Origin of the sequence: Paenibacillus sp. FSL P2-0322 (genome assembly GCF_037975315.1) — a bacterium.
GTDB lineage: Bacteria > Bacillota > Bacilli > Paenibacillales > Paenibacillaceae > Paenibacillus > Paenibacillus polymyxa_B.
This window is the reverse complement of record NZ_CP150243.1, coordinates 3472169-3495804: the sequence shown is the minus strand read 5'-3', so window position 1 is coordinate 3495804 and position 23636 is coordinate 3472169. Positions and strand designations below refer to the sequence as shown.

General features: G+C 47.5%; 22 protein-coding genes. 16 read left to right on the top strand and 6 right to left on the bottom strand.

Annotated elements, in window-relative coordinates; all coding sequences use genetic code 11:
• Positions 1-44 precede the first annotated feature (44 nt).
• The 16 genes from MKY24_RS15230 to MKY24_RS15155 all read left to right on the top strand — a co-directional run bounded on the left by MKY24_RS15230 (position 45) and on the right by MKY24_RS15155 (position 17378).
• On the top strand, positions 45-677 hold the full coding sequence (locus MKY24_RS15230; RefSeq protein ID WP_023989137.1) for a tetratricopeptide repeat protein: 633 nt from the start codon (positions 45-47) through the stop codon (positions 675-677).
• Between the two features lie 157 nt (positions 678-834).
• Entirely contained in the window at positions 835-3702 is a 2868-nt protein-coding gene (gene dinG, locus MKY24_RS15225; RefSeq protein WP_053325663.1) for an ATP-dependent DNA helicase DinG, read from the top strand.
• Positions 3703-3746: 44 nt separating this feature from the next.
• Entirely contained in the window at positions 3747-4400 is a 654-nt protein-coding gene (locus tag MKY24_RS15220; protein ID WP_013310684.1) for a redox-sensing transcriptional repressor Rex, read from the top strand.
• Positions 4387-5688 (top strand): amidohydrolase, encoded by a 1302-nt coding sequence (locus tag MKY24_RS15215; RefSeq protein ID WP_053325662.1) that lies wholly within the window; start codon positions 4387-4389, stop codon positions 5686-5688. The genes MKY24_RS15220 and MKY24_RS15215 overlap by 14 nt, the downstream gene beginning before the upstream one ends.
• Before the next feature lie 37 nt (positions 5689-5725).
• Positions 5726-6250: a DUF5590 domain-containing protein gene (locus tag MKY24_RS15210; protein WP_053325661.1), complete on the top strand. Its 525-nt coding sequence runs from the start codon at positions 5726-5728 to the stop codon at positions 6248-6250.
• Positions 6251-6791: 541 nt separating this feature from the next.
• Positions 6792-7325 (top strand): hypothetical protein, encoded by a 534-nt coding sequence (locus MKY24_RS15205; protein WP_023989132.1) that lies wholly within the window; start codon positions 6792-6794, stop codon positions 7323-7325.
• Positions 7318-8820 (top strand): AAA family ATPase, encoded by a 1503-nt coding sequence (locus MKY24_RS15200; RefSeq protein ID WP_069079759.1) that lies wholly within the window; start codon positions 7318-7320, stop codon positions 8818-8820. The genes MKY24_RS15205 and MKY24_RS15200 overlap by 8 nt, the downstream gene beginning before the upstream one ends.
• A gap of 136 nt (positions 8821-8956) precedes the next feature.
• Entirely contained in the window at positions 8957-9829 is an 873-nt protein-coding gene (locus tag MKY24_RS15195) for a 3-hydroxyacyl-CoA dehydrogenase NAD-binding domain-containing protein (RefSeq protein ID WP_023989130.1), read from the top strand.
• A complete protein-coding gene (locus tag MKY24_RS15190; protein ID WP_023989129.1) occupies positions 9826-11022 on the top strand; it encodes an acetate kinase in 1197 nt (398 codons plus the stop codon). The genes MKY24_RS15195 and MKY24_RS15190 overlap by 4 nt, the downstream gene beginning before the upstream one ends.
• 132 nt (positions 11023-11154) lie before the next feature.
• Positions 11155-12450 carry an asparagine--tRNA ligase gene (asnS, locus tag MKY24_RS15185; protein WP_013310674.1) on the top strand — a complete coding sequence of 432 codons (1296 nt, stop codon included), beginning with the start codon at positions 11155-11157 and terminating at the stop codon, positions 12448-12450.
• Between the two features lie 3 nt (positions 12451-12453).
• Positions 12454-13182: a DnaD domain-containing protein gene (locus tag MKY24_RS15180; protein ID WP_069079758.1), complete on the top strand. Its 729-nt coding sequence runs from the start codon at positions 12454-12456 to the stop codon at positions 13180-13182.
• Between the two features lie 136 nt (positions 13183-13318).
• On the top strand, positions 13319-13993 hold the full coding sequence (locus tag MKY24_RS15175) for an RNA polymerase sigma factor (protein ID WP_305954142.1): 675 nt from the start codon (positions 13319-13321) through the stop codon (positions 13991-13993).
• Positions 13990-14460, top strand: coding sequence for a hypothetical protein (locus tag MKY24_RS15170; protein WP_023989126.1), 471 nt, complete (start codon positions 13990-13992; stop codon positions 14458-14460). The genes MKY24_RS15175 and MKY24_RS15170 overlap by 4 nt, the downstream gene beginning before the upstream one ends.
• Positions 14461-14552: 92 nt before the next feature.
• Positions 14553-15818, top strand: a complete 1266-nt coding sequence (locus tag MKY24_RS15165; protein WP_076159294.1) for a multi-tm2 domain protein — start codon at positions 14553-14555, stop codon at positions 15816-15818.
• A gap of 1 nt (position 15819) precedes the next feature.
• Entirely contained in the window at positions 15820-16602 is a 783-nt protein-coding gene (locus MKY24_RS15160; RefSeq protein WP_028540655.1) for a hypothetical protein, read from the top strand.
• A gap of 164 nt (positions 16603-16766) precedes the next feature.
• A complete protein-coding gene (locus tag MKY24_RS15155; protein ID WP_076159291.1) occupies positions 16767-17378 on the top strand; it encodes a flavin reductase family protein in 612 nt (203 codons plus the stop codon).
• Between the two features lie 202 nt (positions 17379-17580).
• Here the strand turns inward: MKY24_RS15155 and MKY24_RS15150 are convergent, their stop codons facing one another.
• From MKY24_RS15150 to proB, 6 genes are read right to left on the bottom strand one after another with little or no spacing between them, the layout of a single operon-like run.
• Positions 17581-18237 carry a methylthioribulose 1-phosphate dehydratase gene (locus MKY24_RS15150; RefSeq protein ID WP_023989122.1) on the bottom strand — a complete coding sequence of 219 codons (657 nt, stop codon included), beginning with the start codon at positions 18235-18237 and terminating at the stop codon, positions 17581-17583.
• Positions 18238-18915 (bottom strand): 2-hydroxy-3-keto-5-methylthiopentenyl-1-phosphate phosphatase, encoded by a 678-nt coding sequence (locus MKY24_RS15145; RefSeq protein WP_028540658.1) that lies wholly within the window; start codon positions 18913-18915, stop codon positions 18238-18240.
• Positions 18912-20123 carry a 2,3-diketo-5-methylthiopentyl-1-phosphate enolase gene (locus MKY24_RS15140; RefSeq protein ID WP_076159288.1) on the bottom strand — a complete coding sequence of 404 codons (1212 nt, stop codon included), beginning with the start codon at positions 20121-20123 and terminating at the stop codon, positions 18912-18914. The genes MKY24_RS15145 and MKY24_RS15140 overlap by 4 nt, the downstream gene beginning before the upstream one ends.
• Positions 20120-20986, bottom strand: a complete 867-nt coding sequence (gene proC, locus MKY24_RS15135) for a pyrroline-5-carboxylate reductase (protein WP_076159285.1) — start codon at positions 20984-20986, stop codon at positions 20120-20122. Before proC ends, MKY24_RS15140 begins: the two co-directional genes overlap by 4 nt.
• A gap of 39 nt (positions 20987-21025) precedes the next feature.
• A complete protein-coding gene (locus MKY24_RS15130; RefSeq protein WP_023989118.1) occupies positions 21026-22318 on the bottom strand; it encodes a glutamate-5-semialdehyde dehydrogenase in 1293 nt (430 codons plus the stop codon).
• 12 nt (positions 22319-22330) lie between these two features.
• Positions 22331-23536, bottom strand: a complete 1206-nt coding sequence (proB, locus tag MKY24_RS15125; RefSeq protein ID WP_028540662.1) for a glutamate 5-kinase — start codon at positions 23534-23536, stop codon at positions 22331-22333.
• Positions 23537-23636 lie beyond the last annotated feature (100 nt).

Genomic DNA, 23636 nt, shown 5'->3' with positions numbered 1-23636 from the left:
AAATGTGAGTGTATTAATCCATCTTTCATAAGGGCGGGATGCACATGTTCCAGCATGTATTCGCAGAAATGAACAGCATGTTAGATGATATCGTGAAGCATTACCCATCAGCCCAGGGCTCCCGCAGGCAGGAGCTGCTACAGCACTGGAGTCTGCTGCGGAGAATGAGTGACGGAATTATGGATGAGTGGCTGGCCTTTGAGGAAAAAATGGTTTGCTTGCGTGCGGCCGGATTTTCCGCAGAGACCGATATGTCTGACACTGAGCTGCCTGAAAAAGAGCTGCCAGCTTTTAATCGGGGGCAAGGGTATTATCGATTACTTATGTACCCTGAGGCGATCCAACAATTTGAGCAGGTACTACAGCATTTTCCGAACAGCTGGCAGAGTCGCATGTATATGGGAATGGCCTATTTTCAACTAGATGATCCAGCAGAGGCTGTATGCCATTTTCAGAAGGTGCTGGACCTGACTGAGCAGGCAGGACTAAAGGCGGTCATCTATAATGCGCTAGGCTGTCTGTTGGCAAAGCAGGCTGACGTAGAGGAGGCGCAAAAATGTTTTGCTCTCGCACATCAGTTCGATCCTGCGTTACCCGAGCCGCTGCACAATATGGAAGCCTGTTTGTCCGGTACCGAAATGCTTCGATACGACAGCTCCATGATGACCTGGATGTAGTTGTCAGACACCGAGTAAGACGATGCATGCCCACCTCCTCAGGCGGCGTGTGCATCGTCTTTTTTGGCTGTCTTAATTTCCAAACAGGCGATCTTCTGCTATGCTAATATATAGAGTTATTATTTTTGTAAGTGTCATAAGAAAGGATTAAGCCCGAATGAAATTTGCGGTATTGGATTTTGAAACGACAGGCACCCAGTCCGCGGATGACATCATTCAAGTCGGACTTGCAATTATAGATCATGATAACAGCATTTCCCGTGTTTACGGCTCTTATGTGAACCCTGGCAGATCTATTCCACCTTTTATCACTGGATTGACCGGAATTACAGACGATGACGTCAAGGATGCTCCTGCACTTGAAGAAATGATGATGGAGCTCGTGCCTATGCTGGACGATGTTGTGCTGGTCGGTCATAATGTGGCGTTTGATTTTAATTTTTTGCAAAACGCTCTGGATCGGTGCGGATATTTACCGTTTAGCGGAAGAATCTTGGATACAATGGATTTTCTGAAAATTATGTTTCCATCGCTATCTTCGTATCAGTTGGGGTTTGTGTCTTCTGAGTTCGGGCTGGCGCATGATCGCCCTCACCAAGCAGACAGCGACGCGTTGGCTACGGCTGAGGTGTTTTTAAAGTGTCTGGGTGAGCTTCAAGCATTACCTCTGATAACGATACAGCGGCTTAGTGATTTGTTTGCAGAGGAAGACAGTGACCTTGGATGGTTTCTTGATGGGGTGCGTGAAGAGAAAGAGCTTGATCCTATTCAGGATTTGGAGGGACATCAGTTTTTTCGTCAGCTTGCGCTAAAAGTGGAAGATTGGACGGAGCTAGCTGCACCGCGTAGAGAAGATGACCCGAATCCACTTTCAGGTGTTTCCTTTGAGGAGTACATGGATGATGTGCGGGACAATTTGCGTTCATCCTTGAGCCAATATGAGGAGCGCGAGGCGCAGATACAGATGATTGAGGGTGTAAATCAGGCACTGAGTGAAGACAAGCATCTGCTGATCGAAGCAGGTACAGGAACAGGAAAGTCTCTCGGTTATTTGCTCCCATCGCTGTATCACAGTGTAAAAAAAGGACAGCGCGTTATGGTAAGTACACATACGATCAACCTGCAGGAGCAATTACGCGAGCGCGACATTCCTATGCTGACCAAGGTGATTCCGTTTCCGTTCCGGGCTGCTATTTTCAAGGGTCGGGGACATTATTTGTGTCTGCGTAAGTTTGAACATAAAATAAACAGAAGAGACTTCGCGACACCGAAGGAAGACTTAATTACAGCGGCTCAGATGATCGTCTGGTTGACGCTAACAGAAACCGGTGATGATGAAGAACTGAATCTGAGCAACCGTGGAGGGGATTTCTGGGAAACGGTGGCGAGTGATTCAGAGTCCTGTCTTGGTCGTTCTTGTCCATGGTTCCGCAAATGTTATTATCATCGTGCACGCCATGAAGCAGGGATAGCGGATGTCGTTATTACGAATCACTCTAAGTTGTTCACAGACGTCAAAGCCAGTCACCAGTTGTTGCCGAGCTATGAACATCTGGTGATTGATGAAGCCCATCACCTGGAGGAAGTAGCTGGTAAGCACCTAGGTATGCATATGAAATATTTCACACTCGTGCATACACTGACGCGACTGTTCAAAGACAGCAAGAATGGACAACTGCCTTCACTTCGTCAACAGTTGGCAAAATCGGGGCACGAGAAGTCGGCGGATTGGGCTTCAACCATCGACCAGATGTATCCGCTCGTGTTAGAGGTTAAGGAAACTTGGGACCTGCTAAGCGACAAGCTGTTTGGCATGTTGCCAGAGCGAAGCGATGCGACACCGGGTGAAACAGGACAGTTTTCTTCCCGTCTCAAACCTTCGGCCAAGCCTGCAAAGTGGGATCAGGCGGGTGCTTTGGAAAATCAGCTATATGTAACGATGAGCGAAATTTTGCGCAAGGGCGACAAGCTGATGCTGGACGTCAAGGAAGAACATGACGATTATGCGGCAGATAGCCTTATTACAGATATCACGGGTCTGCTCAAGGATTTGGCGGGAATCCGAGAAAATTTGCGCTTTTTTATCCGACTCGATGATGAAACAACCGTATACTGGCTCGAAGCGAGTGGGCAATTCCGTAGTAAATCATTGCAATTTTATGCGGTGCCCGTCGATGTGAGCCGCCAGTTGAAAGAAATGTTTTTTGACAAAAAAAGAAGCATTATTCTGACGTCTGCTACCTTATCGGTAGATAAGTCGTTTCAGTACATGATCGATCAGCTCGGCTTGCAGGAGGCCGCAGATCAAGAGCGGCTGATGACTTCGCAGCTCCCGTCACCCTTTAATTACAGGGATCAGGTGTTGCTGGTCATTCCACGGGATTTCCCAAGCGTGAAGGGCAGTGTAGGAGATGCACACTTTGTAGATATGCTCGTTAGCTCTCTAGGAGCGACTGCTCAGGCGACGCGGGGGAGAATGCTCGTTCTGTTTACTTCCTATCGGATGCTCCGGCAAGTGTATGAGCCGCTCAAAGAGGCCTTAGCATCCAGCGAAATTACTGTGCTGGGACAAGGTGTGGACAGTGGGAGTCGCAGCAAGCTAACCCGCCGTTTTCAGGAAGCCAAAGCTTCTGTATTGCTGGGAACCAGCAGCTTCTGGGAAGGCGTCGATATTCCAGGAAAGGCTCTGACTTGCCTGGCCATTGTTCGCTTGCCGTTTCAACCGCCGAATCACCCGTTGCTGGAGGCAAAAAGCGAGCTGCTTCAGCAGCAGAAGAAGAATCCATTTATGAAGCTGTCTGTACCACAAGCGGTCATTCGCTTCAAACAGGGATTTGGTCGGTTAGTACGTACAGCGAGCGACCACGGGGTCGTTATCGTTTACGATACGCGTGTGATCGAATCCTATTACGGAAAGCACTTTTTGTACTCGTTACCGGGACCAAAAATGGAGCATATGCCATCGGAGCAAATGGTGCCCCGCATCGCCGAATGGCTCCAATCCGCCCCGGAGACAGAGGCATAACGGACGGACACTAAGTATGTTCGTTACAATTAGGGGGAGCAAGTATGAAATCAGATAAAATTTCAGAGGCTGTCGTACGGAGGTTACCCGTATATTTACGTTATCTGAATGCACTTCACAAACGGGAGGTGGCTACGGTCTCTTCTCAAGAGTTGGGACAGAGGCTAGATTTGAACCCGGCCCAAATCCGTAAAGATCTCGCCTATTTTGGAGATTTTGGTCGGAAGGGTATCGGTTATGATGTTTCTTATCTAATTGAGAAAATACGCCATATCCTGAAAATCGACCAGCAAATTAATGTCGTATTGGTCGGTGCGGGTAATCTGGGGCAAGCCCTTTCGAATTATAACGCTTATTTAAAAGACAATATGAAGATTGTCGCAGTATTTGATGCGTTTCCGGATAAGGTAGGGACCAAGATCAATACATTGGTCGTTCAACCGATGGATGAACTGGAAGCGACTGTGAAAGAAAAAAACATTCGAATCGGGATTATTACCGTACCTGATTTTGAAGCACAGCACGTGGCTGACAGGCTTATTGAGAGCGGAATTGGAGCGATCCTGAACTTTGCACCGACTACTCTCAAGGCACCGGCCAACATTCGGATTCATGCCACAGACTTTACAACTGATTTGCTTAGCCTCGCTTATTATTTGGAGGACGGAAAGGAAGAAACACAATATGACAGTGAATAAATGGATGATTAAAAACGGCTCTTTTGCCGTAAATGGATCAGAAGCTGGGGTAGTCCATGGTTTTATGATTGTGGAGGATAGCCGTATTACTTATATTGGCGAAACTTTGCCTGCGGGTGAGGAAGAGACGGAAGCGATCGATGGTAAGGGGCTATTGTTTTTACCTGGTCTGATTAATACTCATGGTCATGCGGCGATGTCTCTGCTGCGTGGGCATGGAGATGACTTGGCACTTCAAGTATGGCTTCAGGAGAAAATGTGGCCTATGGAAGCCAAGTTTACATCTACGGACGTGTACTGGGGTACGTCCTTGTCTGTGCTGGAAATGCTGAAAGGTGGAACAACGACCTTCCTGGACATGTACGATCATATGGATGAGGTGGCTCGTGTAGCTGAAGAGTCAGGTATTCGTGCAAGTCTGATGCGTGGAGCAATTGGACTATGCTCGGAAGAAGAACAGCGAATCAAGCTGGCTGAGGCCGTGACTTTTGCGCGTAACTGGCATGGTAAAGCAGACGGGCGTATTACAACGATGATGTCTCCGCACGCGCCATACACATGTCCACCTGCGTTTATTGAAAAATTCGTACAAGCAGCGCATGATCTGGACTTGCCACTGCATACGCACATGTCTGAGACGATCGCCGAAGTGGAGCAAAACGTACGCGACTACGGTTTGCGTCCAGTTGCACATTTGGATAAGCTTGGCTTTTTCTCCCGTCCTTCGCTTATTGCCCATGGCGTTCATTTGAACGACGAAGAAATAGCTTTACTGGCTGAACGTGGTGTAGCGGTTTCGCACAATCCGGGTAGCAACTTGAAGCTGGCAAGTGGTGTGGCAAGAGTGCCTGAATTGCTGCGTGCAGGGGTTACTGTTTCTCTCGGAACGGATGGTCCTGCCAGCAATAATAACCTGGATATGTTCGAGGAAATGCGTCTGGCGGCACTTATTCACAAGGGTGTATCCGGTGACCCTACGGCAGTTCCTGCAAGTGAAGCGCTGCGTCTGGCAACAGAATACGGTGCAAAGTCGATTGGTTTAAAAGAAGTAGGAGCGTTGGCAGCAGGCAACAAGGCTGACTTTATCGCGTTGGATCTGAATCAGGCACATTTCTTGCCCCGTACAGATCTTATTTCCCATGCGGTATACTCTGCAAGCGCCAAGGACGTGGCTCATGTGTGGGTAGACGGTCGCCAGGTTGTGAAAAACGGCGAATGCCTGACTATGGACGAGGAACGTATCAAACATGAGGCACAAGCCGCCTTTGAAGGGCTGCTGTCGCGCTAATTTAGGTGTCACATCCCCTTAGAGAGGAAGCACAGGTTTGAAAAATAAGAAAAAATGGATAGCGGTCGCCATTTTGGCCGTGATACTGATCCTGGTCAGCATTTTCTGGTATTATTCCTATGTTACTCAAGACCAGGTGGCTGAGAAAAATGCCGCTATCATTAAGGCCAAGCAATCAGCTGGTCTGGTTAGCACGACTCAAACATGGAAGTCTGTGTGGGATCAGGTATATTGGGTGGTTCAAGGGAAAAATGCACAGAATGAAAATATAATGGTGTGGGTTCCTTTTCAAAAAGTGGAAGGACAACCTAACATACCTGCCGCAGATAATAGCGGTGTTCACACCGAGTTGCTGAAGAACGGAGTCGATGAGCAAAAAATGACGGCAATAATTCAGCAGCAGCTTCCAGGTGCAAAAATTGTAAGGCTTCAGCCGAGTGTGTTCAATGGCGAATATGTGTGGCAGTTGTTTTACGATGATGGAAGTCATCATTACTACACCTTTTATCGTTTCTCAGATGGGGTAGCGACGGGTGTGAAATATACTTTGCCCAATAACTGAGCTGGTGTGAGGATTGGCAAATGTGGAATGAATGACTAGTAAATGATTAAAAGCTCAAGAAAAAGACGTAAATACGACAAAATTCGTATTTACGTCTTTTAGTTTTGCTATGCCGTAAAGCTGGCTGAAAGCCAGTGAAGCATCTTTACCTATCCATCTTCTCTCCTAGGTCAAATTCATCTTTGTGGCGGGCAATAGCGGAGTGGAGGATTGAATCTGGAGAAGCGGAGCGTTCGCCTTTGCCGCCGGATTTTCCCCATAAGAATCTAATCGAAAAAATCCGGTGGCAACAGCGATCGTAAGATCAAATCCTACACGCAGCGTCTCGCCTCCACCATAACCAAAGATTTTGCCTCATCACAACTCCTCCACACATTGCCTTCGATATTAGATATACGTTATGATATACTATATTTTATAAGTGATAGACAAAAATGATAGAAAAAAGAATTGCTGATCACTATAAGATCATGCAATTTGGTTGTTTGTTGACATTCGTCCCGTTTCTTCTGGGTTTTACATTTTGAGAGGAGGATGTTGTTTGAAATTGCGTGCAGTTCCTATCGTTGTGGCGGCAGTTTTGGCAGCTTTGCTGCTATTTGGGGGATGGTTCATTTACCGTCAGGTTACAATGCAAAGTCCTCTGGAAAAACTGGTATCTCAATATCCAGGCGTGACAAGCGCTCAAATAGATATTAAACAGGATCAGGTTGTATTGAAACTAGATCTCAAACCGCAGGCGGATGTGGCCAGATTGGTCGATGTGGTTAAGCAAAAAGGACAATCCATCATTGGCAGCCGCACCATTAAGTTGGATATCGCAGATCGTTCCAATTCAGCACTGAATCAATGGTGGTCTGAGGCTATGTTTCCTGTGGCCGAAGCGATGGAAAATAAAAAGTATACTCAAATTTCATCTACAGTTGAGCAGATGAAAAAGAAAAAGACGGGTATCAAAGCTGATACCGACATGGATTCGAACAATGTCTATATCCGACTCAGCGAAGGTAAAGCGACCAAGTTTATCGTTTTGCCACGTCAATCTCAGCAAATGGGGGTATGGCCTAATGCCTAGATGGATCAAGGAAATATTAATCGGCATTGTGCCGGTAACCATTATATTTCTCGTTTTTATTGGGGTAAATATTATCCCTCTTCTGGTTGCTGGCGTGATGTTCAGCGGCTTGTTAATGCTCATGCATGCGCGTGGCGGTTTGGCCGTAGGTGCTGGGCAAGAGCGTAAACGTAAAAAAAATGGTCCGGACAAGCTGACTTTTGAGGAAATCGGTGGGCAAGAAAGCGCTAAGCAGGAACTGCGCGAGGCCCTGGATTTTTTGAATCGACATGATGAAATTTCCAAGTTTGGTATCCGTCCATTAAAAGGCGTTTTGCTCACTGGTCCTCCGGGAACAGGAAAAACGCTGATGGCGAAGGCAGCGGCACACTACACTAATTCTGTATTTGTTGCAGCCTCAGGTAGTGAATTTGTTGAAATGTACGTTGGTGTTGGAGCGGGCCGTGTCCGTGAGTTGTTTCGGGAGGCGCGTACTCGTGCAGCCAAGGAAAAGAAGGAAAATGCAATTATTTTTATTGACGAAATCGATGTAATTGGTGGTAAACGTGAGGGTGGACAGCAACGAGAATATGATCAGACTTTGAATCAGTTACTGACAGAAATGGATGGTATTTATTCCGCAGATACACCGCGGATTTTGATCATTGCGGCAACAAACCGTAAAGAAATGCTGGACAGCGCCTTAACGCGTCCAGGGCGTTTTGATCGTCATATTCAAGTGGATCTGCCTGACAAGAAGGGCCGTCTTCATATTCTAAAAATTCATGCCAAAAACAAACCGATTCAGGAAGATGCAAATCTGGACAAAATTGCTGAGGAATCTTACGGGTTTTCCGGCGCACAGCTGGAGAGCGTGATGAATGAAGCGGCAATCTATGCGATGAGACAGGATCAGAAAATGATTGCGCAGAAGCATCTGTCGATGGCGATTGACAAAGTGATGATGGGTGAAAAGACAGACCGAGAATCGACCTTGGAAGAGAAAAAACGTGTAGCGATTCATGAACTAGGACATGCTATTATGGCCGAAATTGTTCGTCCCGGTAGCGTAAGCCAGGTAGCACTTAGCCCACGTGGGAAAGCGCTTGGCTATGTGCGCCACAATCCACAGCAAGAGCATTATTTATACACCAAGCAGTTCCTGGAGGAGCAAATTATGATCTCGCTCGCAGGGGCTACGGCGGAAGAAATGTACTATGGCGGTCGCAGTACTGGCTCAAGTAATGATTTTGAGCAGGCGCTGAACATCGTTCATACGATGATGACTTCCGGTTTGACTTCACTTGGCATTATTAACATGGAAATGGTAACCAAAGAAGAACTCATGCGGGAAAATGGCGAGATTATGGCTGACCTGCATACCCGAACTTTGGAGCTGCTGGAAAAGCATCGTCCTGTGTTCGACAACTCACTTGACATCCTGATGAAGGAAGAAACTCTGTCTGGAGACCAATTTAGATGTCAATTTAGTGAAAATGCTTTATTACCAGCATAATTTTTTATGCTGGTTATTTTTTTTTACTTTTAGTCCGTGCTAAGATATTATTATCTATTGGGACATAAACATGTATTTTTCGACAAAGAAGGATACAATATATGAGAGTGACCAGGAAAGGGTGGAGTAAAGAATCATGCAATTTAAAAAAATCGGCGTCATCGGCGGCGGCACCATGGGACAGGGGATTTCTGAAATGCTCGCGTCCAAAGGAATCGATGTGCTGCTGGTAGAGCAGACACCAGAGAAACTAGACTACGCCTACAATATGATTGAAACGAGTCTGGACAAACAACTGGAAAAGTGGGCAATTACTCAAGCTGAGAAAAAATTGATCTTATCCCGTATTCAAAAAGTAATCCATTTAGCGGAGCTCGGCAGCTGTGATATGGTCATTGAGACTATTACAGAGAATCTAGACGAGAAGAAAGCAGTGTTCCAAGAGCTAGACCATGTGTGTCCAAGCAATATTATTCTTGCAAGTAATACATCCACGCTGAGCCTGACCGAGCTTGCTAGCTCGACCAAGTATCCTGAGCGTGTTATTGGTATGCACTTTATTTATCCAGTATCCCGTATTGATCTTGTAGAAATTATTCGTGGTTTGAAAACTTCGGACGATACATTTGAAAACACTAAAATGTTCGTGGAAGAGATAGTGGAGAAAAAAGGAGTCATGATTTATGAATCTCCTGGATTCGTAACAAGCCGGATTATCTGTCTGCTGATTAACGAAGCGGCCCATGTACTTCAAGAAGGCGTGGCTTCCGCTGATGATATCGATGACGCTATGCGAATCGGATATAACTTCCAAAGCGGCCCTTTGGAAATGGCTGACCGCTTTGGTCTGGATTCCGTTTTGGCTGCTCTGGAGCGTATGTTCCGTGAATTCGGCGAATTGAAATATCGTCCGTCCATCGTACTGAAGAAAATGGTGCGTGCAGGTAATCTGGGCGTGAAATCGGGCGAAGGCTTCTTTAAGTACGACAAGGATGGTGACCGGATATGAAAATTCTCGTAATCAATGCAGGGAGTTCTTCCCTGAAATACCAATTGTATGATATGACGGACGAGTCCGTTCTGGCAAAAGGATTGGTAGAGCGCATCGGTATGGATTCCTCCATTCTGACGCATAAGCCAACCAATAAAGAAGAATACACTGAAGTTAGCGAGATTTTGGAACATACTACAGCCATCCGTAAAGTGCTGAACGTACTCACAGATGCTGAACATGGTGTAATCTCCAGTACTAGTGAAATTCAGGCTGTGGGCCATCGTGTGGTTCATGGAGGCGAAATCTTCAAACAGTCAGCAGTTGTAACGCCTGAAGCGAAGAGTGAAATCCGTCGCTTGTTTGACCTGGCGCCACTGCATAACCCTGCTTCCATGATGGGGATTAAAGCGGCTGAATTGAATATGCCAGATGTACCACAGGTTGTGGTATTTGATACCTCGTTCCATCAAACTATGCCTGAAAAAGCTTATATGTACGCCATTCCAAGAGTGTTGTACAATAAGTATAAGGTTCGTCGTTACGGTGCCCACGGCACTTCCCATGATTTTGTAAGTAAGGAAGCCGCCAAATTCCTTGGTCGTCCTTTGGAAGACCTGAAGATTATCACTTGTCATATCGGTAATGGTGGTAGTGTAACAGCAGTTCAAGGCGGTTTGTCTGTTGATACTTCCATGGGTATGACTCCATTGGAAGGTCTTATGATGGGTACTCGTAGTGGTGATTTGGACCCAGCAATCGTACCTTATGTCATGAACAAAGAAGAATTGACTGTCAATGAAGTCAATTCCATGTTGAACAAGCATAGTGGACTTTTAGCTATCTCCGGTATCAGCAGTGACATGCGTGAAATCACAGAAGGTATGGAAAAAGGCGAAGCTAATTCTACATTGGCATTCGAAATGTATGAATACCGTCTGCGCAAATACATTGGATCGTATGCTGCCGCAATGAACGGAGTAGACGTAATTGCATTTACAGCAGGTGTAGGCGAGAACTCCATCGTTCTGCGTAAGAGAGTGTTGGAGCAATTGACATTCCTCGGTATCGAGCTGGATGAATCGTTGAATGCTATTCGTTCTGGCGAGCCTCGTCGGATTACAACTGCAAATTCAAAGGTAGAAGTACTGATCATTCCAACGAACGAAGAACTGGTTATTGCCCGCGACACGTTCCGTTTGGTTCAGTAGTTCGGTTCGAAAGTGTAAACTTTATGCATGCGGACTATTGTTTGAGTTCCGCATGCACCAAACAGCGAGAGCAAACAGCCTGACCCAGGGGGAAGGGCTGTTTGATTTTCGGTTAAGAGGAGAGAGACGGTCATGACGAATAAAAGTACGATTGCCCAAGTGGGCCGCCATGTAGGGGAAACGGTTACAATCGGCGCTTGGGTAAACAATAAACGATCTAGTGGTAAAATTCAGTTCCTGCAACTGCGCGATGGTAGCGGGTATATTCAAGGGGTTATCGTGAAAAGCGAAGTGTCCGAGGATATTTGGAATGACGCCAAATCCTTGACTCAAGAGAGCTCCCTTTACGTTACTGGAGTGGTGCGTGAAGAACCGCGTAGCCAATCGGGCTTTGAATTAACGGTTACAGGCATTGAAATTATTCATTTGACCGAAAACTACCCGATTACACCCAAAGAGCATGGTGTAGATTTCCTGATGGATCATCGTCACTTGTGGCTGCGTTCCGCCAAGCAACGTGCTGTTCTGATCGTACGGGCGGAAATTATCCGTGCTGTACAGGAATTCTTTAACGGCAACGGCTTTACGAAGGTGGACCCACCTATTTTGACTCCTTCCTCTGCAGAAGGTACAACAGAGTTGTTCCACATTAAATATTTTGATGAAGATGCGTATTTGACACAAAGCGGACAGTTGTATATGGAAGCCGCGGCAATGGCGCTGGGCAAAGTGTATTCCTTTGGTCCAACTTTCCGTGCGGAAAAGTCCAAAACACGTCGTCACCTGATTGAGTTCTGGATGATCGAGCCTGAGATGGCTTTTGTGGATCATGAAGAATCCTTGCGCGTTCAGGAGCAGTTTGTAAGCCATATCGTGCAATCTGTTCTGAAAAACTGTGCGAAGGAGCTTGAAACAATCGGACGCGATGTTTCGAAGCTGGAGCAAATTCAAGGCGAATTTCCACGTATTACGTATGATGAGGCGATTGCCTTCCTTCAAGGTGAAGGTTTCGATATCCCATGGGGCGAAGACTTTGGTGCTCCTCATGAAACGGCGATTGCTGAAAGATATAACAAACCTGTGTTCATTACACATTGGCCAACTCACATTAAGGCATTCTATATGAAACCAGACCCAACCCGTCCAGAGGTTGTTCTGTGTGCCGATATGATCGCTCCTGAAGGCTATGGTGAAATTATCGGGGGTTCCCAACGGATTGATGATCCAGCATTGATGGAAGAACGTTTTAACGAGCATAACTTGGCTCGTGAAGCCTACCAATGGTATATGGATCTACGCACCTATGGTACCGTTCCGCATTCCGGCTTTGGTCTGGGCCTGGAGCGTACAGTAGCATGGATTTGTGGACTCGATCATGTACGTGAAACGATTCCGTTCCCACGTATGCTGTATCGTTTGTATCCGTAACCGATGACCGGATCATTCGACAAGACATCAGCGGCAGAATGGGCGGAGGGAGTAGCCTTTGCTATGGAAGCCGGAATGGTCCAGATTCCCTATGCCCTGCTCAAGCATTATCGGACACTTCGGCTGACAGATGGTGAAATGCTGCTACTGATGCAGTTGCTTGCCTTTAAACAAGCGGAACGTAATGAATTTCCGACATGGGAACAATTGCAGACCCGCATCGGATGTACTGCGAACGAAATCGCACTCTATTTCAGTAAGCTCATGAAAGAAGGATTTTTGAGAATCGATTCCGTAGAAGACCGCAGCTCATCCGTACAATTCGAACGTTACAATTTGACGGGGCTGTATCGTAAGTTGGCAGAATGTATGATCGCTGAGCGTAACGAGCAGCACGATGAAGATGACATTTTGTTTGCTGGAAAGCCGGATTTACTGAATGGAATAGCAGAATCCCCGCTTACAGAAGAACGGAATTTGTTTACGATTTTTGAGAAAGAATTCGGGCGACCATTGTCACCGATGGAATACGAGACGATCACCAGCTGGGTGGATCAGGATCGGTATCCCGAGGAGCTGATTTTGCTGGCTTTGAAGGAAGCGGTATTTGCAGGGAAGGTACATTTCCGGTATATAGACCGTATTTTGCTGGAGTGGAGCCGAAACCGTGTTCGTAATGCACAGGATGCCAAAGAATACGCCCAGCGATTCCGTGGTGGCGGACGCAATTGATATATCGGTCTAAGCCTTTTAGGCTAAGCAGTAGACTTATGTATCGAGGTTGTCACTGCAAATTGGCTAATGTGCAATGAGAACAATCTGGAATATCGCCTGTGCGCGTGAACTAAGCCGAAATGAAAGCGAGTAAATAGGCTTTAATGATAGAGGACACACCATTCCGTCAGGAGGGTGTGTCCTTTTTAAATATTTTTTTGAAATATGCAGGGGAAGGAAATTTCCTGGCGTCTATAGTATTGGGAAGGGGGAGAGCGTCATTGATATAGAGAGAATCATTGAACGAATACGGTCCGGTGACCGGCAGGCGTTCCGTGAGATCGTAGAGCTGTACAGCAAGCATGTATTTCATGTCGCCTATTCGGTACTGCATGACAGCAAGGAAGCAGAAGATGCCGCGCAGGAGGCATTCGTTCAGGTGTACAAGTCTCTCCCCCAGTACCGGAACGAAGGATTTAAAACGTGGTTGAGCCGAATTGCGCTCCACAAAGCGCTGGATATTAAGCGCAAACAGGACAGACGACCCGCAGAGCTTATAGACGTCGCACAATCCCTTGTACAGCTCCCTTCCCGGGATGAGGATGTGCTGGCTCGTCTCATTCGCGAGGAGCAAATTGAAGAACTATCGCAAAAAATCGCCCAGTTGCCCCAGCAACATCGGGATATTATTCAAGCCTATTATATGCAGGGCAAAACCTACGACCAAATTGCAGAAGAGACGCAGGTAGCTTTAAAAACAGTAGAGTCGAGGCTCTATCGGGCGCGGCTATGGATTCGAAACCACTGGAAGGAGGAGGAATGGCAATGACTGACCAACAGGATAAACCGTGGATTGAAGGGAAATCGAATGACTGGCATGCTTACATTGCAGGAACTTGCACGATAGAGGAGTCTGCCCGGCTGGAAAAGCTCCTGCTGGAAGACGAACAGGCGCTGATGCTATATCTTGTCGCACTGGAGCAACTGGAGTCAACTATGAAAGATTATTCTGCCTGGATGGATACGGAGCGCTTCACAGATCAGGTAATGGCCGTTCTTCCCGAGATAGAAGCTGAACCGAATCAAGTTCTGTTTAAAAAACGCCGCTGGTTTGAAAAACCTGTGTTTCACTACGTTGTCGCCGCAAGCCTAACGTTGATCTTATTGTCCAGTGGAGCCTTTGACAAAATGATGCCGCAAACAGATGGAAAGCCGATTCCTCCAAAAGAACGCGTTTCTTACAGTGAAGAGGTCATGCGAGCTACAACAACCTGGCTCGATAAATTAAAGCCCTAAATCATCGGATAAAGGCTGAGATGAAAAAACTCAAACAACAACCTTCAAATGGGGACTTTATTAAATCCCATAAATAGAAAGGAAGTGTAGCGATGCCTTATACGGAAAGAAGCAAGCTCTTGGCATTTCTATTGAACATCATTCCCGGTGTGGGTCACTATTACTGGACCAGAAAAGCCAATGCGTTTGTATACACCATTTTGTTTTTCGGATGTCTGGCGGGAGGATTATTTTTTTCAGTGGTTTCAAGAGACGAATTACCTTTATTGGCCAGTATGTTTGTTGCCGCTCTTTTTTGGGGGCTGAGTATGCTGCATATCATTATTAGCTTGTTGCGTTATGATTCTCGTGCAGCTGCTGTTCCATATCCCCCACATGCAGGACCCAATCCATATGGTTATTACTCGCAAAGTGGGCCTTATGGACATGCAGGTTCAACGGGAGAGGTACCGGAGGGGGCAACAGACGCGGATGTGGATGCACCGGGAGCAGGAATGGGATATGGTCCGGGCTATAACCATTATCAACAAGGACACTATGGTATGGCAGGATCACCTGCTTTTCAAAAAGGATCGGAGAATGAACGCTTTTTTACGATTTTGCTGTCGTTCATTCCTGGATTGGGACACCTTCATTTGGGGCTGATGCAGCGTGGTTTGTCTTTTCTGCTATCTTTCTTTGGCTTTGGAGCGATCCTCGTTTTTATTACCAGCATTACAAACGAATCCGGATTTTTGGCGTTTGCGGGCGTGCTGCCGATCATTTGGCTGTATTGCATGTTTGATGCGGTGCAGCATGTACATCGCAAACAAGCGGGAGAAATGCTTCAGGACCGGACTTTGTTTGAGGAACTGGAGCATGGAAGAGTCGAGGGACGGCGGAGTAAAATGCTGGCTACCATTTTATCGGTATTTCCCGGTGCTGGACATATGTATATCGGTTTGCAAAAGCGTGGACTCCAGCTTATGCTTCTGTTTTTAGGAGGCATCTATGTACTGGACGTGCTACATCTTTCACTCTTTTTGTTCCTGATTCCGGTGGTTTGGTTTTACAGCTTTTTTGATGCGTTGCAGCAAGTAAGCCGTTATGGACGGGAGCCGCTGATCGACAAGCCTGTGATCGGTATGTTTGCACAATATCACCGCTGGGTGGGCTTGGGGTTGCTATTGCTGGGCGCCTATTACATCTTAATCAACGTACTAGTTCCTACTCTGGATCGTCTGTTTCCGAATGGAGAGATTTATAATTTGGTTGACATGTATCTACGGACGATTATCGTATCCTTATTGTTGATTGGCGGTGGTATTTGGATGATGATCGGGAATTCCAAATCTAAACGAGTAAAGGAGAAGCAATAGAATGGATACTGAGTTTTCAAAGAGTGAGGCTCCCTTTAAGGGAGCCCATCATCCTCATGGCGATGGAGGAGGCTCCACAGGTATATTTGGTACATCGTCTAACAAAAATAGTTCCTCTAAAGCGTCAAACGCTCCGGCAGGGGTGTGGAAAGTCGGAAGGCTGTCAATGGGACTTTTCCTCGTCCTGCTGGGGGGCATAACGTTTGCCTCCAAGTTTTGGGGAGCGGGCATACTGGACCAGGCTTTGACCTGGTGGCCTGTCGTTTTTGTTTTGCTGGGGTTGGAAATTTTAATGTATACTGCTTGGAAAGGGACGCGTGAGCGCATTCGTTATGATTTATTCAGTATGTTTATTACGGCGGTATTGGTTTTTTGCTGTATCGGATTTGCCTTGGTCAGTTCATTGGGGATCACTCCGCAAGTCAGAGAAATAATGAGTTCGGTTCAGGAAACAAGGCTTCTCCCAGACTGGCATGAAAAACTGCCTGCCGGAGTGACCAAGGTGATTGTACAGGGAGAAGATCCTTATGCGGTCAAAATTGATGCAACCACCTCACCGGAGGTGCATGTGTTCGGGAGTTATGTATACACAGGCAAAGAGGACGAAATAAAGGGGCAAGATTTATATCAGACCAAGCAAATCGGCGATACCTTGTATGTATTACTGGGTCAAATTCCGACACGGTTTATGCAGACTCAGCAGCAGCTTGATGTTACGATTGCTGTACCTGAGGGAATTACGGTTACTGTGCGCGATAGCCGAGGAAATATAATTGAAAAATAGGGAGATCTTCCGGCTCCAACTTTACATTTCGTATCATTCACGCGATACTGAAAGGGAAGCCTGAGATGTCATCCATGTCGCTAACTAATGGTGCATTTGCTTATCAGGCGAAACTTGATGATGTGCAGTCGAATAGCGATTGTAATCGGAAATGAGGGAGAAAAATGATTTCGTTGAATCCTGACACGCTTACAGGGCGTGAAAATTATAAGCTGTTGACCGGAAGTATCATCCCAAGGCCGGTAGCCTTTGTAACGACTTTGAGCAGCGAAGGGGTGCTGAATGGTGCGCCGTTCAGTTATTTTTCCATCGTAGCTTCTGAACCGCCACTGCTGTCTGTATCCGTACAACGTGTTGATGGAGTACCCAAAGATACAGCACGTAATGCGATGGAGCATAAGGCTTTTGTCGTACATATCACAGACGAGGACAATGTGGGAGCGGTGAATGTGACGGCTTCCCGTCTGTTGCCGCAGGAGAGTGAGGTTACACTGGCAGGCCTTACCCCGGTCAAAAGTACAAAAATCGAAGTTCCCAGTGTGGCAGAAGCGAAAATACGTATGGAATGTATTCTGGAACAGGTTATACCGTTGGGAGGTCAGGAGGACACACCTGCCTGTGATCTGTTAATCGGACGCGTAGTGCAGTATCATTTGTCCGAGGAAGCGTATCAAAATACGTATGTGATTGCTAAGGAGTTGCGTCCAGTAAGTCGTTTGGCTGGGAACAACTATGCGAAGCTAGGAGAGCAATTCACGCTGGAGCGTCCCCAATAGGGGGCGTTTTTTTACAGCATATCCAAAATTATATCAGGAGGATTCTTATTCATCATATTTCCTTTTATGTCGCTAGTAGAATAGAAATACCCTTATTATAAAAAAAGAGAACGTTCCTGTGCTATCGCTTAGGCTCCGTTCTCGATATTCAATGACCACTTTTACAAATAAGGATACGCATCTTTGATATTTATGAGTTTATTTACTTCAAAGTTTTCAGCAGCAGGGAGCGATAGGTCGTTTCAAACAAAAATTCAAACGCCTCCAAATGCTTTTTAGCCTCAAATACATCACGGCCCCACGCATAAATGCCGTGGTTACGCAATAAAATTCCAGGCACCTGATCATTCAGCACACCAGGTACGAGCTTGGCAATCGAGGCAATATCCGCGTAATTAGGCAGCACAGGAATATCAATGGCAGCATTTTCTTTCCAAATGTTAAAAGCCTTGATCAGCTCAATACCTTGGATAGGTACAGCGCCTTGCTCACCGTAATATTCGGAAATCAGATTGTTAAACACGGTATGCACATGAAAAACGGCTCCGCAGCCTGTTAGGCGGTAAATTTCACAATGTATAAGCGTCTCTGCGCTTGGCTTGAGGTTTGTCGCTTCTGCCGCTTTTCCGTACTGGTCTACGAATAGAAAATCTTCCGGAGTACGCTTGGTTTTATCCTTGCCGCTGGCGGTGACTGCAAAATAAAATTGTTCGGGATGAAAGTCACCAATTCGGATCGACAAATTGCCGCTCGTGCCTGGGAACCAGTTGCGAGATGCGAATAGTTCTTTGACATCAGCGAGTTCTTCCAGTGCGCGGCGTTTTTCTTCCAATGAAATGTCTGCCAAGTTAAAACTCATTTACAGCACCCCTTGCTCCTGTTTTTGCTTTAAATCCTCGATAATGTCATCAAATGTTTCAAAGGGTACATGTGGTACGCCAAGCTCTTGACACTTTAAAGTCAGATGCGAACGGGAGTACACAAGATCGGCAATTTTAGCTCCTTCAAAATCGGTCAGGCTGTCGCCGATCAAAATCCGTTCGTATTGTTCGGAAGGGTATTGACGAATCACAGTCGTTTTACACATGCCACAATCATTTGTACACGGTTCCTCACATGGATGCGGCCAAGTAATCTGGATGCGATCCCCGGAAAAATCCGCTCCGTTGCAATAGACGTGGTCGTGTGGAATATCGAAGGGTTTTAGCAATGGATCAATAAAAAAATCAATGCCGCCACTGGTGACGAAAAATTGAATCTGCTGCTCTCGTACATAGCCCAAAAAGCGTGCAAAGCCCTCGCGTATACCAGCTTGTCCAAGTACATATGAGATAATTTCGTCCTTTTGCTCCGAAGGCATGAGGGCAAACATCGCACCTACGCCTTCACGAATGGATGTATGCCCATTTACGATCTGATGCATGATGGGCTCACAGCCTGTAGGTTGAAAATGCTTCATAATGGCGACAATATTGTCGCTGTTCGTAATTGTCCCGTCAAAATCGCAAAAAATGACGGGCTTCTTCGCTGTGCTCATCGTTCACCTCCCCATGTGTCGAGCGCAGATTGCAGCTCGGGGTGAGTACGGGCGTATTCTGCCAGAGGGACATTTTGCTGTACCGCTTCAATCGCCTGCACAAAGGCGCGCCCACCAGCTTCTGTACCCAGCGGATGACCGTGAATCCCGCCCCCAGCGTTGACAACAACGTCAGTACCAAAGTCACGTACAATTAACGGCACGAGGCCCGGGTGAATCCCTGCGGAAGGGACCGGCATACTGGCCTTCAGCGGTAGATCAGGGGTGATCAGCTCATCGCGGATCGCCATGTTTTCCTCACGCGGCATCGTCACTGAGCCGTAGGGAGAAGGGAAGAGGACGAGGTCAGCGCCAGCCAGCCGCATAAGCTGACCGAGTAGGACGGACGCCGAAATACCATAATGCGGCGATGGATAAGCAGCTCCCGCCAACGAAGGATGGGCTGCAATCGGCACCGAGACGGCAGGATCGCTACTAAGTTCATGTAGCACATCGTAACCGTAGGCCAACACGTTAAACAGTAACGCGTTGGCACCCGCATCAATGGCCTTGAGAGCTTGCGTCTTAAGCTGCGAGGTCGGCCCCGTTAAATTAGCGGCATACAGCAGCTTTTTACCGGTTTCACGCTCAGCCGCTTCGGCGGCTTTGATGCAGGCTTCGACACGTTTTTCAATCGGCGTCAGCGCGTTTTCAAACAAGATCTCGTCGTCCTTGATCAGATCAACGCCACCGAGAGCCTGCCGGGTAAACTGTTCACGAAGTTCGTCCAAATTGAGGCCAATTACAGATTTGAAAATGCTCATGAGCAGGGGACGATCATACACGCCAAGCTGCTCGCGCAAGCCACTGATACCGAATTTCGGTCCCGGAAAAGCAGAGCGGAATGCTTCCGAGAAACCCAGCTTCGTTAGCTTAATTCGGCCGTCCATCGAAATTTTGCCGAAGACTGTGACCAGCAGTGCGGGGATATCCCGGCTGAAGTTGACATCCGGGTAAGCGATGGTCAGGTCGGCGTACCGTTTACCGGGACCTCCATCGTGAATATCCACAGAATGAACCGAGCCAAGATGCTTTTGCATCGCGTCCCGTTTGGCTTGCGGGAGCTCAGTCCAGCTGCCCACCGTCATGCCGATGGCAATAGATTGGGCCTTTTGGTTAAAATCGGCTTTGTCATCGTATACCCGGTAGGTCGCCAAGCAATAGCTCATTCAATTCCCTCCTTGAGTACAGCTCCCATCTCGCGGGATCGTTCAGCGCACCGCTGCACCGCCGCAATCACCGTTTCGTAGAAGTCACCTTTGTCCAGCATTTCCAATGCAGCTACCGTAGAGCCATTAGGAGACATGATTTTGTGGCGAAGGGCAGAAGGCTCCTCTCCGGTTTGCTGCACCATGCGTGCCGCTCCAAGCGCGGTTTGCACCGTTAGTTCGTGCGCTTGCTCAGGGGTCAAGCCACCACGGATTCCCCCGGCAATCATGGCTTCCATCAGGTAGTAGACATAAGCAGGGCCGCTTCCAGATATCCCGGTCAAAACATCCATTTTCTCTTCTTCTATAACCGTTACCGTACCTACAGATTCGAACATCGTAAGCACGTTTTTACGCTGGTTTTCGCTGATTTCCTTGGAAAAGCTAATGCCTGTGGCTCCCAGCCCAATCGAGCTGGATGTATTGGGCATCGTCCGTGCGATCGGCTGCTTGCGACCCAGCAACGTTTGCATCGTACGAATGGACAATCCTGCGATTACCGAAATAATCAGCTGCTCATCAGACAGAAGTGGGCCGAGCTGCCCAAGTGCTTGTGCAGCATCCTTGGGCTTCATGGCAAGCACAATGACCGGAGAACGACGCAGAAGCTCGGTTTTGGCGGCATCCTCGGTTTGGAACAAGACTCCATATCGCTTTTGAAGTTCCTCAAGGCGAGCCTGATTACTGCGGTTGATGACGGTAATACCACTACGTTTGACGACAGAACGAGCCGTCATTCCGCGAATAATAGCCTCTGCCATTGATCCTGCCCCGAAAAATGTAATTTGCTCATTAATTAAAACTTTTGTTTGTGATTCACACATAGATTCATAACCTCCAAGGATACAGATTGATTTATGTTATTATTCCCTGATTTGTCCAGTACCGTACACGCGATATTTGGTTGAAGTCAAGGCAGGCAATCCCATTGGGCCGCGGGCATGTAATTTTTGTGTGCTGATTCCGATCTCGGCACCAAACCCAAACTCGAAGCCATCCGTGAAGCGAGTGGATGCATTGTGATACACGGCTGCCGCGTCCACTTCTTGCAGAAAACGCTCGACATGGGCTTTGTCCTCGGTGACAATACACTCAGAATGCATTGTACCGTAACGGGCAATATGCTCCAGTACTTCGTCCAAATTGTTTACGACCTTGATGTTCATAATGTAATCATTATATTCGGTGCCGTAATCCTCTTCTGTAACAGGAATAGCCCAAGGGGCCAATTCTCGTGTGCGTGCACAGCCGCGTAGCTCAACCCCCGCATCACGAAAGCGTTCTGCCAATCCTGTTAAGTGTGCTTTTGCATAATCCGAGTGTACGAGCAATGTTTCCATCGAGTTACACACGGACGGTCTTTGCACCTTGGCATTCAGTGTAATCGCTTCGGCCATTGCTGCATCCGCTGTAGCGTCCAAAAAGGTATGGCATACACCAGCTCCGGTTTCGATGACAGGTACGGTAGCGTTCTGAACAACATTTTGAATGAGTGAACGCCCGCCGCGTGGAATAATTACATCCAGCAAGCCGTTCAAGGTGAGCATTTCGTTGACCGAGGCACGGTCTGAATCTTCAACAAGTTGAAGCGCCTCGCGTGGCACAGCTGTTGCGTCTAGTGCCTGCTGGAGTACTTCGATAATCTTGCGGTTGGAGAAGAGGGCGGCTGAACCACCGCGTAGCACAACCGGATTGCCTGTTTTCAAGCACAGGCCCGCAGCATCCACGGTTACATTTGGACGCGCTTCATATATAATGCCGATGACACCCAGCGGCACACGTATCTTCTCAATTCTCAGACCGTTTGGACGTTCAATTTGCTCAAGGGTGTCGCCGACCGGGTCAGGCAGTGCCACAATTTGGCGTAATCCTTCGGCAATAGCTCCGATTCGGTCCTCGGTCAGCTTGAGGCGGTCGAGCAGCGACTCGGATGTTCCCTGTTCCCGTCCATGTTTCAGGTCATTATGGTTTGCTGCAATCAGCTCTTCAGTATGATTTACTAGAGCTTCAGCCATAGCAAGCAATGCTTCGTTTTTCTGTGCTGTAGTCAGGCGGTTCATGACCCCGGCACTTTTTTTGGCAAGATTGGCTTTGGTTCGTACTTCGCTAAACTGATTCTCCTCGGTTGTAGCTGTGTTAGTCGTTAAATCACTCATGTTACGGCCTCCCTACATACATAATGTAATCCATTCATCCCTGTGGATCACCTCAAGCCGGTGAATGGGACCGATTTTGCCCACAACCTCGCCGCTGGATAATCCTTGTACAATTCTGAGCTGTTCATCGTCATAATTGACGATGCCGCGTCCTAAAACTTTATTTTCCGGTCCGAGCACCTCAACGACATCTCCGGCATGAAAGCTGCCCTCGACACGTCGTACGCCAACCGGAAGTAGACTGTGTCCTCCGTGAACCAACGCTTCCTCGGCCCCTTCGTCTACATGCACCGCGCCCAGAGGGGTGGACATAAATCCAAGCCACTGTTTTTTCATCGGAAGTGAAGAGAGGTGAGTGTCAAAATAAGTTCCCGGTCCGTGTCCTTCGACGGCTGCGTTTAGATCGCCATTCGCGCTTACACGTCCCACATATACAGGCACACCGCCGCGTGTAGCGACTTTGGCAGCTTCGATCTTGGATCGCATGCCGCCAGTACCTACAGATGATCCAGAACCTCCAGCTAATGCATAAATCTCCTCTGTAATTTCCTCGATACGTTCAAAACGTACGGCATTCGGATGCTTGCGCGGATCTGCCGTATATACGCCATCGGTGTCCGTAATGATAATTAGATGCTGCGCTTTGACCAGATTGGCAACCAGCGCGGACAGCATATCATTATCGCCGAATTTCAATTCGTCAATCGATACAGTATCATTTTCGTTGAAGATCGGGATAACCTGCTGGCGCAGCAATTCTTCTACGGTCATTCCGGCATTATTCATCCGTTTGCGGCTCAAAAAGTCACTACGGGTCAGTAGAACCTGCGCGATCACTAGGTCAAAATCTTTAAAAGCCTGCTCATAGGCCTGCATGAGAAGGGCTTGGCCAACAGCCGCTGCCGCTTGCTTTTCATGTAGTAGCTTAGGGCGAAACGGGTACCCAATCTCTCTGAATCCGGCGGCTACTGCACCTGATGTAACCAGCAGCACTTCATGACCTTTTGCACGTAGCAAGCTGATTTCCCGGGCAAAATAAGCGATGGCTTCCCGATTCAAGCCACCTTCCACTCCAGTTAGAGAGCTGCTTCCGATTTTAATGACGATTCGTGTTGACAAGACGTCCACTTCCTTAATTTTACTCTTTTTAATGCAAAAAAACTTCCATCCTTTGTATGCAAAGGACGAAAGTTTGTGCTTCCGCGGTACCACCTTCATTGATGATTCATGATCATCCCACTTGAAACCTGTTAACGGCAGGGACCGCCTGATTGCGCAGGGCGCTCGGGGATAGGAGTTGGGAGAGAGTCCAGGTAAA